This is a genomic window from Micromonospora sp. NPDC047557 (assembly GCF_043205095.1).
Classification (GTDB): domain Bacteria; phylum Actinomycetota; class Actinomycetes; order Mycobacteriales; family Micromonosporaceae; genus Micromonospora.
This window is the reverse complement of record NZ_JBIDDK010000012.1, coordinates 144363-156556: the sequence shown is the minus strand read 5'-3', so window position 1 is coordinate 156556 and position 12194 is coordinate 144363. Positions and strand designations below refer to the sequence as shown.

At 72.3% G+C, this 12194-nt stretch carries 14 protein-coding genes; 5 read left to right on the top strand and 9 right to left on the bottom strand.

The window, feature by feature from the left end; translation table 11 throughout:
* Window positions 1-8 precede the first annotated feature (8 nt).
* Entirely contained in the window at window positions 9-644 is a 636-nt protein-coding gene (locus ACGGAQ_RS25000; protein ID WP_393052910.1) for a dihydrofolate reductase family protein, read from the top strand.
* Between the two features lie 12 nt (window positions 645-656).
* Here the strand turns inward: ACGGAQ_RS25000 and ACGGAQ_RS24995 are convergent, their stop codons facing one another.
* Genes ACGGAQ_RS24995 through fdxA form a run of 5 tightly spaced genes read right to left on the bottom strand, consistent with a single transcriptional unit; the run spans window position 657 to window position 4439 of the window.
* Window positions 657-1304 (bottom strand): nucleoside/nucleotide kinase family protein, encoded by a 648-nt coding sequence (locus ACGGAQ_RS24995; RefSeq protein WP_393052908.1) that lies wholly within the window; start codon window positions 1302-1304, stop codon window positions 657-659.
* Window positions 1304-1954 (bottom strand): SIMPL domain-containing protein, encoded by a 651-nt coding sequence (locus tag ACGGAQ_RS24990; RefSeq protein ID WP_354861514.1) that lies wholly within the window; start codon window positions 1952-1954, stop codon window positions 1304-1306. The genes ACGGAQ_RS24995 and ACGGAQ_RS24990 overlap by 1 nt, the downstream gene beginning before the upstream one ends.
* Window positions 1955-1964: 10 nt before the next feature.
* Window positions 1965-2993 carry a prephenate dehydrogenase gene (locus ACGGAQ_RS24985; RefSeq protein ID WP_393052906.1) on the bottom strand — a complete coding sequence of 343 codons (1029 nt, stop codon included), beginning with the start codon at window positions 2991-2993 and terminating at the stop codon, window positions 1965-1967.
* A 16-nt stretch (window positions 2994-3009) separates the two neighbouring features.
* Window positions 3010-4116 (bottom strand): succinyldiaminopimelate transaminase, encoded by a 1107-nt coding sequence (gene dapC / locus ACGGAQ_RS24980; RefSeq protein WP_393052983.1) that lies wholly within the window; start codon window positions 4114-4116, stop codon window positions 3010-3012.
* A complete protein-coding gene (gene fdxA, locus ACGGAQ_RS24975) occupies window positions 4113-4439 on the bottom strand; it encodes a ferredoxin (protein WP_007464872.1) in 327 nt (108 codons plus the stop codon). Before fdxA ends, dapC begins: the two co-directional genes overlap by 4 nt.
* 79 nt (window positions 4440-4518) lie before the next feature.
* Here fdxA and ACGGAQ_RS24970 point away from each other — a divergent pair, with 79 nt between their 5' ends.
* Window positions 4519-5487 (top strand): GNAT family N-acetyltransferase, encoded by a 969-nt coding sequence (locus tag ACGGAQ_RS24970; RefSeq protein ID WP_393052904.1) that lies wholly within the window; start codon window positions 4519-4521, stop codon window positions 5485-5487.
* A gap of 28 nt (window positions 5488-5515) precedes the next feature.
* Here ACGGAQ_RS24970 and ACGGAQ_RS24965 read toward each other — a convergent pair whose 3' ends face one another.
* The 3 genes from ACGGAQ_RS24965 to mshB all read right to left on the bottom strand — a co-directional run bounded on the left by ACGGAQ_RS24965 (window position 5516) and on the right by mshB (window position 7441).
* Window positions 5516-5980 (bottom strand): hypothetical protein, encoded by a 465-nt coding sequence (locus tag ACGGAQ_RS24965; protein WP_393052902.1) that lies wholly within the window; start codon window positions 5978-5980, stop codon window positions 5516-5518.
* Window positions 5981-6059: 79 nt separating this feature from the next.
* The gene (locus tag ACGGAQ_RS24960; protein WP_354857025.1) at window positions 6060-6497 is read right to left on the bottom strand and encodes a hypothetical protein; all 438 of its coding nucleotides are present in this window, start codon (window positions 6495-6497) and stop codon (window positions 6060-6062) included.
* Window positions 6498-6514: 17 nt separating this feature from the next.
* Entirely contained in the window at window positions 6515-7441 is a 927-nt protein-coding gene (mshB, locus tag ACGGAQ_RS24955; protein ID WP_393052900.1) for an N-acetyl-1-D-myo-inositol-2-amino-2-deoxy-alpha-D-glucopyranoside deacetylase, read from the bottom strand.
* An 86-nt stretch (window positions 7442-7527) separates the two neighbouring features.
* Between mshB and ACGGAQ_RS24950 the strand changes: the two genes are divergently transcribed.
* Both ACGGAQ_RS24950 and ACGGAQ_RS24945 read left to right on the top strand, forming a co-directional pair.
* Entirely contained in the window at window positions 7528-9687 is a 2160-nt protein-coding gene (locus ACGGAQ_RS24950; RefSeq protein WP_393052898.1) for a prolyl oligopeptidase family serine peptidase, read from the top strand.
* Between the two features lie 110 nt (window positions 9688-9797).
* Window positions 9798-10571 (top strand): alpha/beta fold hydrolase, encoded by a 774-nt coding sequence (locus tag ACGGAQ_RS24945; RefSeq protein WP_393052896.1) that lies wholly within the window; start codon window positions 9798-9800, stop codon window positions 10569-10571.
* A 29-nt stretch (window positions 10572-10600) separates the two neighbouring features.
* Here ACGGAQ_RS24945 and ACGGAQ_RS24940 read toward each other — a convergent pair whose 3' ends face one another.
* Complete coding sequence (locus ACGGAQ_RS24940) at window positions 10601-11215, bottom strand: TetR/AcrR family transcriptional regulator (RefSeq protein ID WP_393052894.1); 615 nt, start codon at window positions 11213-11215, stop codon at window positions 10601-10603.
* 84 nt (window positions 11216-11299) lie between these two features.
* Here ACGGAQ_RS24940 and ACGGAQ_RS24935 point away from each other — a divergent pair, with 84 nt between their 5' ends.
* Complete coding sequence (locus ACGGAQ_RS24935; RefSeq protein ID WP_393052892.1) at window positions 11300-12100, top strand: SDR family NAD(P)-dependent oxidoreductase; 801 nt, start codon at window positions 11300-11302, stop codon at window positions 12098-12100.
* Window positions 12101-12194 lie beyond the last annotated feature (94 nt).

The following is a 12194-nucleotide window of genomic DNA, read 5'->3' as shown; positions in this document are numbered from 1 at the left end:
AGAACAGCATGGGCACGATCCACATCGACCTGTTCGCGACCCTCGACCTGGTCGGCCAGGCGCCGGGCGGCCCGGACGAGGACCCGGAGGGCTTCCCGTACGGCGGCTGGCAGGCGCCGTTGTTCGACGAGACGGGCGGCCAGCAGGTCATGGAGGGCATGCGGGGCATGGACGCGCTGCTGCTGGGCCGCCGGACGTACGACATCTTCGCCGGCTACTGGCCGAAGCAGGGCGACGGGATCGACGGCGACATCGCCACCCTGTTCAACCGCATCCCGAAGTACGTCGCCTCACGGGGCAACCCGGATCTGGGCTGGGCCGGCTCGACCCAGCTGGGCTCCGACCTGGGTAGCGCCGTGCGCGAGCTGCGGGACAGGCACGAGACGATCCACGTGATCGGGAGCCTGAACCTGGTCCAGACGCTCCTGCGCGAACGCCTCTTCGACAGGCTCAACCTGTGGATCTTCCCCATCGTGCTGGGCGTCGGTAAGAAGGTCTTCGACGGTGGGGCCGTACCCGCCAACCTGACCCTCGTCGAGCCGCCCGCCACCTCCGCCAAGGGCGCGGTGCTCCTGCGGTACCGACTCGCCCCGGGAACGCCCGGCACCGGGGACATGACCGGCGAAGACCGCGGCGGGCAGTGACGGCGGTCTCGCTCAGGCCACCGGCGGGTCGGGCAGGCGGACCACCAGGTCGGCCCGATCGGCCGTGGGGGTGACGCGGGCCGCGTTGGCCTCGTCGCTGCCCAGCGCCCAGACCCGTGCCTGCTCCGGTGACCGCCCGTACGCCTCGTGCCGAGCGGTCAACCGGCGCTGGCGCAGCTCGACGTCCAGGTCGAGGAACCACACCTCGTGCAGCAGCGTCCGGACCTCCTGCCACGGAAAGTCCGGCACCAGCAGGTAGTTGCCCTCGGTGACCACCAGGCGGACCGACGGGGGCACCTCGATCGCCCCGGCCACCGGCTCCTCGATCTCACGGCGGAACTCCGGCGCGTAGACCGAGGTCGGCTCCAGCCGGCGCAACCGGCGCAGCAGTGAGACGTACCCGTTGGCGTCGAAGGTGTCGATCGCGCCCTTGCGGTCGGCGCGGCCCAACCGGACCAGCTGCGACTGGGCCAGGTGGAAGCCGTCCATCGGCACCAGCCGGGCGCTCGGCCCTACCTCGGCGACGATCCGCTCGGCCAGGGTGGACTTGCCGGCGCCGGGCGCCCCGGTGATGCCGAGCAGTTGCCGCGGGCCGGCGTCGGCAAGTGACCGCGCCCGCGCCACCAGTTCGTCGACGGCCAGCACCCGGGCCTGCGGCATCAGCCCAGCACCGGATCGCTGATCGTGAACCGGGCCTGCACCGCCGCCTGCACGGTCTGCGGCCGCGGGTCCAGCTCCAGCTCGGGCGCCCCGCCGCCGGCGCCGCCCCCGACGTCGAAGGCAGCGCGGGCGAACATCGGCCGGTCCCCCGGACCGGCGTCGGCCAGCTCGATCAGCGCGGTGACGCGGGCGCCGAGGGCCTCGGCGTACTCCCGGGCGCGCAGCAGTGCGTCGCCGATCGCGGCGTGCCGCGCCTCGCGGTGCGCGGGGCTGTCCGGGCGCAGCTCCCACCAGGGGCCGGCCACCTCGACCTGGTCCTGGTCGGCCAGCCGGAGCATCAGCTCACCCAGAGCGGTGAAGTCGGTGACGGTGACCGTCGTGGTGACGCTGCCGAGCCAGCCCACGACGCGCTCACCCGAGCGCTTGGTCTGCGGCCGGACCCACAGGTCGCCGGCCTCCCGCCGGGCCACCGCCGGCTCGGCACCGTCCAGCAGCACCCGGACAGCGGCGGCCCGCTCGGCGAGCTGCGTCAGCGTCGCCTCCCGATCCCGACCGCGGGCCGTCACGGTAACCGCGAACCGCGCCAACTCGGGCGGCACCTCCCGGGTCGCCTCGCCGCGCACCTGCACCACCGGGCCGTCCGTCGCCATGCCTGCCAGCCTAGTCAGCCACCGGGAGCCACGCCGGGTAGGAGACGACGTCCGGGCCGATCCGGCATCCCGTCAGGTGGCCACCGGCGTCGCCCAGCCCGCGCAGCCAGGCCACCTCGACGGCATGGTCGCCGCCGGCCGGGAACTCGCGGTCCGCCGGCGCGAACCGGCGGCCCCGCAACGCCGACCGCGCCGCGCCGGCCTGCGCGTACCCGGCGGTGAGCGCGGACGCGTCGCCAGCACGCAGCGCGCCGGCCAACTCGTCCAGCAGCACCCGGACCTCGGCCAGCTCGTGCAGGACCCGTTCGCGGTTGCCGAGCAGCATGTTCGCCGTCCGCTCGGCCGGGGTGCCGGCGACCCGGGTGCCGTCGGAGAAGCTGCCCGCGGCGAGCGCCAGCACGGCGTCGCGCAGCGGCGACCGCTGCACCGCCCCGGCCAGCGCGCCGGCCAACAGGTGCGGCACGTGCGACGCGAGCGCGGCCACCGAGTCGTGCGCCGGCGCGGACATCGGCACCACCCGGGCACCGAACAGCTCCACCAGCAGCCCGGTCAGCCAGCGGAACGCGACCGTCGCGGCACCCGTCGCCGGGCAGAGCACCCAGGCGGCACCGGTGAGCAGCGTCGGCGAGGCCGCCGTCAGGCCGGCGGACTCCGCGCCCGCCATCGGGTGCCCGGGTACGAAACGGTCGGTGAGCCCCAGCCCGTCGGCGGCCGCAGCCACCTCGACCTTGGTGCTGCCGACGTCGGTCAGCACACAACCCGGCGCGGTCAGGCCGGCCACCTGGGCCAGAGTCCGGGGCAGGGTGGGCAGCGGACCGCAGAGGAAGACCACGTCCCGGCCGGCGACGGCCTGCTCGATCGTGGCCGGGGCCGACACACCGCGCTCCCGCGCCCGTTCCCGCGTCACCGGGTCGGGATCCCAGCCGGTCACGTCGAGGCCGGCGTCGGCGAGGCGCAGCAGCAGCGAACCACCGATCAGGCCGGTGCCGAGCACCGCCGCCCGTACGGTGGCGTACCGTCCGGTGCCGCCGTCGGTCATCGCCGGCCGCCCGGGGTCAGGCCCGCAGCCGGCCGGCGACCGCTGCGACGTGCTCGTCGGACTCGGTCAGCGCCACCCGGACGTACCGCTGCGCGGAGGGGCCGTAGAAGACACCGGCCGCGACCAGGATGCCGCGCCGCGCCAGCCAGTCGACGGTCTGCCAGCAGTCCTCGTCGCGGGTGAGCCACAGGTAGAGGCCCGCCTCCGAGTGCTCGACCGTGAAGCCGGCGCCGGTGAACGCGGCGGTCAGCACCTCGCGCCGGGCGCGGTAGCGCTCCCGCTGCTCGGCGGCGTGCTCCTCGTCCTGGAGGGCGGCCACCATCGCGGCCTGCACCGGCGCGGGCACGATCATGCCGGCGTGCTTGCGGACCTTCAACAGCTCGGCGACGAGAGCCGGATCGCCGGCCACGAACCCGGCCCGGTAGCCGGCGAGGTTGGACCGCTTGGAGAGCGAGTGCACGGCGAGCACTCCGGTGTAGTCGCCGCCGCAGACCTGCGGGGACAGCACCGAGACCGGCTCGGCCGACCAGCCCAGCGGCAGGTAGCACTCGTCGCTGGCGACCACCGCACCGCGTTCCCGGGCCCAGTCGACGACCTTGCGCAGGTGCGCCGCGGGCAGCACCCGCCCGGTCGGGTTACCGGGCGAGTTGACCCACACCAGCCGGACGCGCGAGGACGGACCGACCGCGGTGAGCGAGTCGGCGCGGACCACGGTGGCACCGGCCAGCCGGGCCCCGTCCTCATAGGTGGGGTACGCGATCGACGGCACGACCACCACGTCGCCGGGGCCGATGCCGAGCAGGGTGGGCAGCCAGGCGACCAGTTCCTTGGAGCCGATGGTCGGCAGGACGCCGAGACCGTCGACGCCAGCGCCACAGGCCCGGGCGACCCACGCCGCGATCGCGTCGCGCAGCGCCGGGGTGCCCGCGGTCAGCGGGTAACCCGGAGCGTCGGACGCGTCCGCCAACGCCTGACGGATCACCGCCGGAACCGGGTCGACCGGCGTGCCCATGGAGAGGTTGATCAGGCCCTCCGGATGCGCCGCGGCCAGCGTGGCCGCGGCGTCCAGGGTGTCCCAGGTGAACTCGGGCAGCCGTGCCGAGACCGGCGCGGGCCGGTTCAGTGGCCCTCGCCGCGCGGCGGCTGCGCGGCGACGAAGGTGGCGTCCTTCTCCACCTTGCCGATCTTCGAGGCGCCCCCGGGCGAGCCCAGGTCCTCGAAGAACTCGTAGTTCGCGCCCGTGTAGTCCTTCCACTGCTCCGGGACGTCGTCCTCGTAGAAGATCGCCTCCACCGGGCAGACAGGCTCACAGGCACCACAGTCGACGCACTCGTCGGGGTGGATGTAGAGCATCCGGTTGCCCTCGTAAATGCAGTCGACCGGGCATTCCTCGATGCATGCCTTGTCGAGCACATCCACGCACGGCTCGGCGATGATGTAGGTCACCGGTCTTCTCCTCCGCAAGACGCGCCGCGATCTCCCGCGACGGTAAGAGCCTAGTATCTCGCCGGGGAGGGGGTCGATCGTGCTCCGACAGCAGGATGTGGGACACCGGATCGTGGTCCGCCGGATTGTGGGGATTCGCGAAGGCCGCCCGCTGTTTTCCGATGCCCTCGGCGAGCTGGTGGAGTTGAGCGAGACTCATCTCACCCTCGCCACGGCGCAGGGCCCGCTGCGGGTACCGGTGGCGCAGGTGCACCGGGCCAAGCGGGTGCCGCCGACCCGCCGGCCGACCGCCGCGGCGGTGGTGGCGCTCGAACGGGCCGCCGACGAGGCCTGGCCGGCGCCGACGCGCGGCCGGCTCGGCGACTGGCTGCTGCGCTCGGCCGAGGGTTGGACCGGCCGGGCCAACTCGGCACTGCCGATCGGCGATCCGGACCGACCGCTGGCGGCGGCGGTGGACGCGGTCGAGCGCTGGTACGCCGACCAGGGCCAGCCCGCGATGATCAACACGCCGTTGCCGCTCGCCGCGCCGGTCGGCGCCGAGCTGGACGAGCGCGGCTGGGACAGCCGCCCACCGACACTCGTACAGACCGCGCCGCTGCCCCTGGCGACGCCCACCCACGGCGTCCCGGCCGGCGGGCCGCGGGGCGCGGTCGTCGAGGTGACGACCGCGCCGAGCGACGAGTGGCTGGCCATCGCCGCCGGCCGCAAGGGCGGCCTGCCGGATGCCGCACGCCACGTGCTCACCGCCGTGGACCAGGTCCGCTTCGCCCACGCGTACGTCGACGGCACGCTGGTGGCGATCGGGCGGGGCGCGGTGACCGGTCCGGGGCGTTGGTTGGGACTCAGCCTCATCGAGGTGCTGCCGACGCTACGCCGGCAGGGGCTGGCCCGGCGCGTGATCGACACGCTGGTCGCGTGGGGCGCCTCGGCCGGCGCGACACACGCGTTCCTCCAGGTGGAGCAGCACAACGCCGCGGCGGTGGCGCTCTACCGGGCGCTCGGCTTCACCACCCACCACACCTACCTGACCCGGGTGGCCCCGCACTGACCCGCGCCGGGCCCGCGGCGCGGTCCGCTCAGCGGCGGACCACGCGGCGGGGCTTGGCCGCCTTGACCTCGGCGTACCGCTTGAGCTGCTGCGAGCGGTGGTCGAGACCGAGAGCGGTCGCCACCAGGTACCCGATCATGGTCCCGAGGCCGGTGGCGAGCAGGTAGAGCCAGATCTGGGCGAAGAACGTGCCCGCGCCGCCGGCGAACGGGTTGTGGCCCACCAGCAGCGGCCCGACCAGCACGGTCAGGGCCATGGCCACCAGCACCACGACCGCCACGTCGCCCGCCCACACGGCCAGCGGCCGCACGCGTCCCCAGCGGAAGGCGACCACGGCCAGCGTCAACCCGATCACCACGAACATCGCCAGCGACACCCGGTCGGCCGCCGCGTCGTCGCTATCGAAAGCGAACCGGGTGATCAGCCGGGCGACCACGTTGACCGCGAACAGTCCTCCCGCGAGCACCCCGATGGCCCGCCACCGTGTGTCCATCGCACGACCTCCTGCCGTACGCCCCGTTTGCGGGGCCGCATCCCTGGCAGGAATATCTACCACTCGTACCTGTGTGGCGTCACCAGCGGCCGAGAGTGGGCGGCGGGGCGAGGATCTGCCGGAAACCCATCACGGCGAACGTCATCGCGCCGGCCACGATCATCGCCAGGCCGACCCAGTTGTCGCCGGCCAGCAGCAGGTCGCCCTCGGTGGTGCGGATGGCGGCCACCGCCATCAGGGCGAACCACGGCACCGCCGGCAGCGCCACCGCCCAGCGACGGCCGACCACCTCGTGCGCGAACCAGCTCAGCACGATGTTGGCGCCGACGGCGAGCAGCGCCGAGACCCCGATGAGCTGCCCGCCGACCCGGAGGGTGGCGAGCAGCAGCTCCAGCACACCGGTCACGACGCCCGCCACCATCACGACGACCGCGCCGGTCAGCCGCAGACCCAGGTCCAGCAGTCGCGGCGGTGGCCCCGCCTCGGGCGGGGTGTCCTGGTCGTTCACGACCGACATCGGCGCGGCGGGGAGCGTCACCGGAGACCGGCCGCCGCGACCGGGGACCGGTCCGCGGGGGCCTCTCCGGGCAGCCCGGCGAAGAGGTCGTCCTCCCAGCGGTACGGGCCGACGCCCGGCCCCTTCGCGCCGACCGCGAGGGTGAAGAACTCCACGCCCATGAACTCGCCCCCGAAGTTGCCGGCGATCGAGTAGAGCCAGGAGGTGGCCGGGATCTGGGTGGCGTGCGCCCGCATGGCCGCCTCCTTGGCCGCGTGCTGGTCGGTGCCGTCGATCCGGGCGGCGATCTGGTCGTCCGGGGTGCCGAAGGGCAGCTCGGCCAGATCCTGGATGCCGGCGAACGGATTGTCCGAGGATTCGGCGAAGTGCGCCATGCCCGCCTCCAGCACACTGAGCGGCATGGCCGTCCAGTAGACCTTCGCCGGGGCGCAGCCCTCGGCCGCGGCCAACTCGACGGCGCGCATCGCCACCCGGTGCGCCTGGATGTGGTCGGGGTGGCCGTAGAAGCCGTTCGGGTCGTACGTGATCAGCACCTGGGGGCGTACCTCCCGCATGATCTCCACCAGGTGCCCGGCGGCCTCGTCGAGGTCGGCCTGCCAGAAGGCGCGGGGGTGGTCGTTCGTCGCGAGGCCCATCATTCCCGAGTCTCGGTAGCGGCCAGCGCCGCCGAGGAAACGGTGGTCGCTGACGCCGAGCGCGGCGCAGGCGGCGGCCAGCTCGGCGATCCGGTACCCGCCGAGCTGGTCGGCCTCGGCGGCGGCGAGCTGCGCGAGCACCGGTACGTGGATTTCGCCCTCCTCGCCGAGGGTGCAGGTCACCAGCGTGACGTGTGCGCCGGCGGCGGCGTAGTGGGCCATGGTCGAGCCGGTGCCGATCGACTCGTCGTCGGGGTGCGCGTGGACCAGCAGCAGGCGGCGGTCGGGCAACGTCGTCACGACGGTCACTCTAACCGGCGGTTCGGTTCTGGAGTCGTCGACGCGTCCGCCCAGGTCGGCCACATCACGCCCGGCGCGGCTCTACGATTTGGCCTGTGGACTTTCCGGAGCTGGCCGCCCGTACCCGCCGGTTCAGCCACGGCGCGCCGCGCGCTGTCTCCGTGGCCGAAGACGGCTCCCGGGTGATCTTCCTGCGCTCCGCGGGCCCGGAGGATCCGGCGGACGCGCTCTGGCTGCTGGACGTGGCGACCGGCGAGGAACGCCTGGTGGCCGATCCGGCGACCCTGCTGGGCACCGAGGGTGACGTGCGGGCGCTCTCCCCGGGCGAGCGGTCGCTGCGTGAACGGCTGCGACTCACTGCCGCCGGCATCGGCTCTTACGCGCTGGACGCCGCCGGACGGGTGGCGGTGTTCGCGCTGGCCGGTCGGCTGTTCCGGGCCGATCTGGTGCACGGTGACGTGGTGGAGGTGACCGCCGTCGGTCCGGTGCTGGATCCTCGACCAGATCCGACCGGGGAACGCCTGGCGTACGTGACCGACGCGGCCGGTGGGGTGCGCCGGGGTGAGCTGCGCGTCATCGAGGCGGATGGCACGGACACCCTGCTGGCTGGCGAGGACGCCGGGGTGAGCTGGGGTCTGGCCGAGCACATCGCGGCCGAGGAGTTCGGCCGGTACCGGGGCTACTGGTGGTCCCCGGACGGGCGGATGGTGCTCGCCGCCCGGGTGGACGAGTCCCGGCTGGACCGCTGGCACCTGCACGACCCGGCCGAGCCGGCCAGCCCGCCGACGGCCGTCGCGTACCCCCGGGCCGGCGGCCCGAACGCCGAGGTCAGCCTGCACCTGCTGGACCTGGACGACGGCTGGGTCGACGTGCACTGGGACCGGGAGACCTACCCGTACCTGACCGGGGTGAGCTGGGGCGAGGCCAGCCCGCTGATCACCGTGCTGCGCCGCTCGCAGCAGCACGGGCTGGTGCTCGCGGTGGACCCGCGCACCGGTGAGACGCAGGTGCACGCCGAGCTGGCCGATCCGCGCTGGGTGGAACCGATCGCCGGCACGCCGGCACACCTGCCGGACGGCCGGGTGCTGGTCGGCGGCGAGCTGGCCCACGACGGGTACGACGCCCGCTGCCTGTTCGCCGACGGCACCCTGCTCACTCCCCCGTCGCTGTACGTGCGACGGGTGGTGGGTCGACTGCCGGCCGTCAGCGGTCCCGCCGACCTGCTGGTCGAGGCGAGTGACGGGGAGCCGAGCGAACGGCACCTGTTCCGGGTCCGTACGACCATCGGGGGCGGGGTGGACGCCCGGCGACTCACCACCGACTCGGGCTGGCACACGGCGGCCGTCGGCGGGGACGTCCTGGTGGTGGGAACCGCCTCCCTGGACCACGCCGGAGTGCGGTGGACGGTGTCGCGCGGCGGGCAGGAGCTGGCCGAGCTGCGGTCACTGGCCGCCAACCCGCCGTACTCTCCGCTGCCCCTGCTGGAGCGAGTGACCGACCGGCGGCTGCCGGCGGCGGTGCTCTACCCCGACAACCATGTGACGGGCCGGCGGCTGCCGGTGCTGCTGGACATCTACGGCGGTCCGGGACACCAGGAGGTGGTGGCGGCCCGGGCCGCGTGGCTGGAACGGCAGTGGTGGGCCGACGCCGGGTTCGCGGTGGTCACCATCGACAACCGGGGTACGCCGGGCGTGGCGCCGTCGTTCGAGAAGGCGATCCACCGGCGGGTCGCCGACGTGATCCTGGCCGACCAGATCGACGCGCTGACCGCGCTCGCCGGCAAGCACCCGGACCTGGACCTGGGCCGGGTGGGGGTGCGGGGTTGGTCATTCGGCGGGTGGCTGGCCGGGTTGGCGGTGTTGCGCCACCCAGAGCTGTTCAAGTGCGGCATCGCGGGCGCCCCGGTGACCGACTGGGCGCTGTACGACACCGCGTACACCGAGCGTTATCTCGGCCTGCCCGAGGACGGCATGGACGTGTACGCGCACCACTCGCTCATCGAGTTGGCTGCGGAGCCGGTCACCGGTCCGGACCAGGCCCGCCCGTTGCTGCTGGTGCACGGCCTGGCCGACGACAACGTGGTGGCCGCGCACACGCTCCGGCTCTCCGCGGCCCTGCTGAGCACCGGCCGCCCGCACGCCGTGCTACCGCTGACCGGCGCCACCCACATGGCCGCGAACGGCACCGCCGAGCGGCTACTCCCCCTGGAACTCGACTTCCTCCGCACCCACCTGTTGTCGGGCGGTATTCGATAAGCCATTTCGGCACGTCGGGTCCCCTGCCGCATGCCATGCTGACCGAAGCGTGAGCCGACCGGGCCATTCCCGGGGCGGCACCGCTTTCCCTTGTGCCGAAAGGACTCCACGTGGTGGGGATTGCGTCGTCCTCGCAGTTCCGCCACCTGATCCCGCTGCTCGCGGACCGGTACCGGGTGATCGCGCCGGACTTCCCGGGTTTTGGCCACAGCGCCAGCCCGGACCGGTCGACGTTCGACTACACCTTCGCCACCTTCGCCGATCTGATGGACGGCCTCCTTGGCCAGCTCGGCGTGGATCGCTACGCGCTCTACTGCTTCGGCTACGGGGCGCCGACGGGGTTCCGGCTGGCCCTCAAGGGGCCCGAGCGGGTCGGCGCGCTCATCGTGCAGAACGGCAACGCGTACGAGGAGGGCCTGAGCGAGTTCTGGGATCCGATCAAGGCCTACTGGGCGGAGAAGACCGACGAGCGCCGTCAGGCCATCGCGTTCATCCTCGGCCCCGACACGGTCAAGTTGCAGTACACGCAGGGGGTGCACGACCTCAGCCGACTCGACCCCGACCGGTGGACCCACGACGCCACCCAGCTCGCCCGCCCCGGCAACGCGGACATTCAACTGGATCTGTTCTACGACTACGGCAGCAACGTCACGCTGTATCCGGAATTCCAGGCGTTCTTCCGCGACCATCAGCCACCGACGCTGATCATCTGGGGCCAGAACGACCCGATTTTCCCACCCGAGGGCGCCCACCCGTATCGGCGCGACCTGCCGTCGGCCGAGTTCCACCTGCTCGACACAGGCCACTTCCTGCTGGAAGACAAGCTCGACGTCGCCGCGCCGATCATCCGCGATTTTCTCGACCGCTCCATCGGTCGTTCCTGAACGCGGTCTGCTGGCGCCGCCTCCAACACTCAAGAGTTAGACGTTGTTTGGTCTTGTGGGGCGTCGACGAGGACCTGCATCAGATCCTGCAGTTGTCGCGTGAGGGTGCCCTGGTCCACGCCAGTGAGTGCCGGGGTTGCGATGACCTTGCGCATCAGCCACACCCCGGCGATTAGGGAGAGCAGCAGGTCCCCGCGTAGCGCGGCTTCCGGCCCGGGCAAGATGCCGGCCAGGTGCTGTCCCACGTGCTTTTCGATCGCCGCACGCATGATCTCAGCAGCTCGTGGATTTGCCGCAGAGCGCAGCATCAGCAGGAACGGGTCCAGGTTGTCGGCGTCTGGCGCGGTCCGGGCAGCCAACCTGGTGGCCGTCTGTTCGCTCAGCTCGCTCGGGTCGTTGCTGACGACGGTACGGGGAGCGAACGAGCGGTCCACCGCCTCGGCGAAGAGCTGCTCCTTCGAGCCGAAGTAGCGGTTGACCAACATCGCGGTCACCCCGGCACCCCCGGCGACCTCACGCACCCCAGCGCCGTCATAGCCCAGTCGGGTGAACGCCTCTATTGCTGAATTCAGGATCGCCTCGCGGGTTGCGCTGGCGTCTCGTCGCCGTGGGCCATGGTCCGATTCGTGTGTGCCTGTCGTCACATCTACGAGTGTAGACTACCGCTTCTCGGCGTGTCTACAGTCGTAGACATAGCAACGTGATGGCCATAGGAACGGGAGAACCTCATGGATCTGCAACTGAACGGCAAGCGTGCCCTGGTGACCGGCTCAAGCTCCGGCTTGGGCGAGGCGATGGTGCGTCTGCTCGCCACCGAAGGCGCTGAGGTGATCGTGCACGGACGGGACGAAAAGCGCGCTACGGCGGTAGCTGAGGCGATCCGTGCCGGCGGTGGGAAAGCCGACATCGCCCTGGGCGATCTCACCACCGACGAGGGCGCGGACGCGGTAGCTACAGCGGCTCTGGCCGGAGGTTCCGTCGACATCCTGGTCAACAACGCTGGCGCCTACAAGCACCTCTCCTGGACCGATGCCACGCCGGACACCTGGCGCGATACCTACGAGGGCAATGTCATCTCCGGTGTACGGATGATCCAACGACTGGTGCCCGCCATGCGAGAACGTGGCTGGGGCCGCGTCATCACCATCGGTGGAGGCCTCGCCACACAGCCGTTGTTCCAGCACCCGCAGTACAACGCCACGCTCGCCGCCCGGCACAACCTGGCTGTCTCGCTCGCCCGGGAACTGAAGGGCACCGGCGTGACCTCGAACATCGTCGCACCCGGCGCGATCCTCGTGGAGGCCGTCAAGGACCTGCTGACCGAGATCGCCCCCGCTCGAGGCTGGGGCGAGACCTGGGAGCAGATCGAACAGGACGCGACGAACGAGTTGGTTCCCAACGACGTCGATCGTCTCGGTCGGCCGGAGGAAATCGCCACCGCTGTGGCCTACCTGGCCAGTCCGCTGGCCGGCTACATCAGCGGCGCCAACCTCCGCGTCGACGGCGGTCACATCCGCAACGTCACCTGACGTGCGCCGCAGAACCCTCGACGACGAAGGTCCCCTTCCGACAGCTGTCGGAAGGGGACCTGCCTGCCCGGTCTTGAGTCCGTGCGCGTAATAG

Coding starts and splice junctions, on each gene's coding strand:
- ACGGAQ_RS25000 (WP_393052910.1), top strand. CDS start 9: ATGGGCACGATCCACATCGACCTGTTCGCGACCCTCGACCTGGTCGGC.
- ACGGAQ_RS24995 (WP_393052908.1), bottom strand. CDS start 1,304: ATGCCGCAGGCCCGGGTGCTGGCCGTCGACGAACTGGTGGCGCGGGCG.
- ACGGAQ_RS24990 (WP_354861514.1), bottom strand. CDS start 1,954: ATGGCGACGGACGGCCCGGTGGTGCAGGTGCGCGGCGAGGCGACCCGG.
- ACGGAQ_RS24985 (WP_393052906.1), bottom strand. CDS start 2,993: ATGACCGACGGCGGCACCGGACGGTACGCCACCGTACGGGCGGCGGTG.
- ACGGAQ_RS24965 (WP_393052902.1), bottom strand. CDS start 5,980: ATGGACACACGGTGGCGGGCCATCGGGGTGCTCGCGGGAGGACTGTTC.
- ACGGAQ_RS24960 (WP_354857025.1), bottom strand. CDS start 6,497: ATGTCGGTCGTGAACGACCAGGACACCCCGCCCGAGGCGGGGCCACCG.
- ACGGAQ_RS24935 (WP_393052892.1), top strand. CDS start 11,300: ATGGATCTGCAACTGAACGGCAAGCGTGCCCTGGTGACCGGCTCAAGC.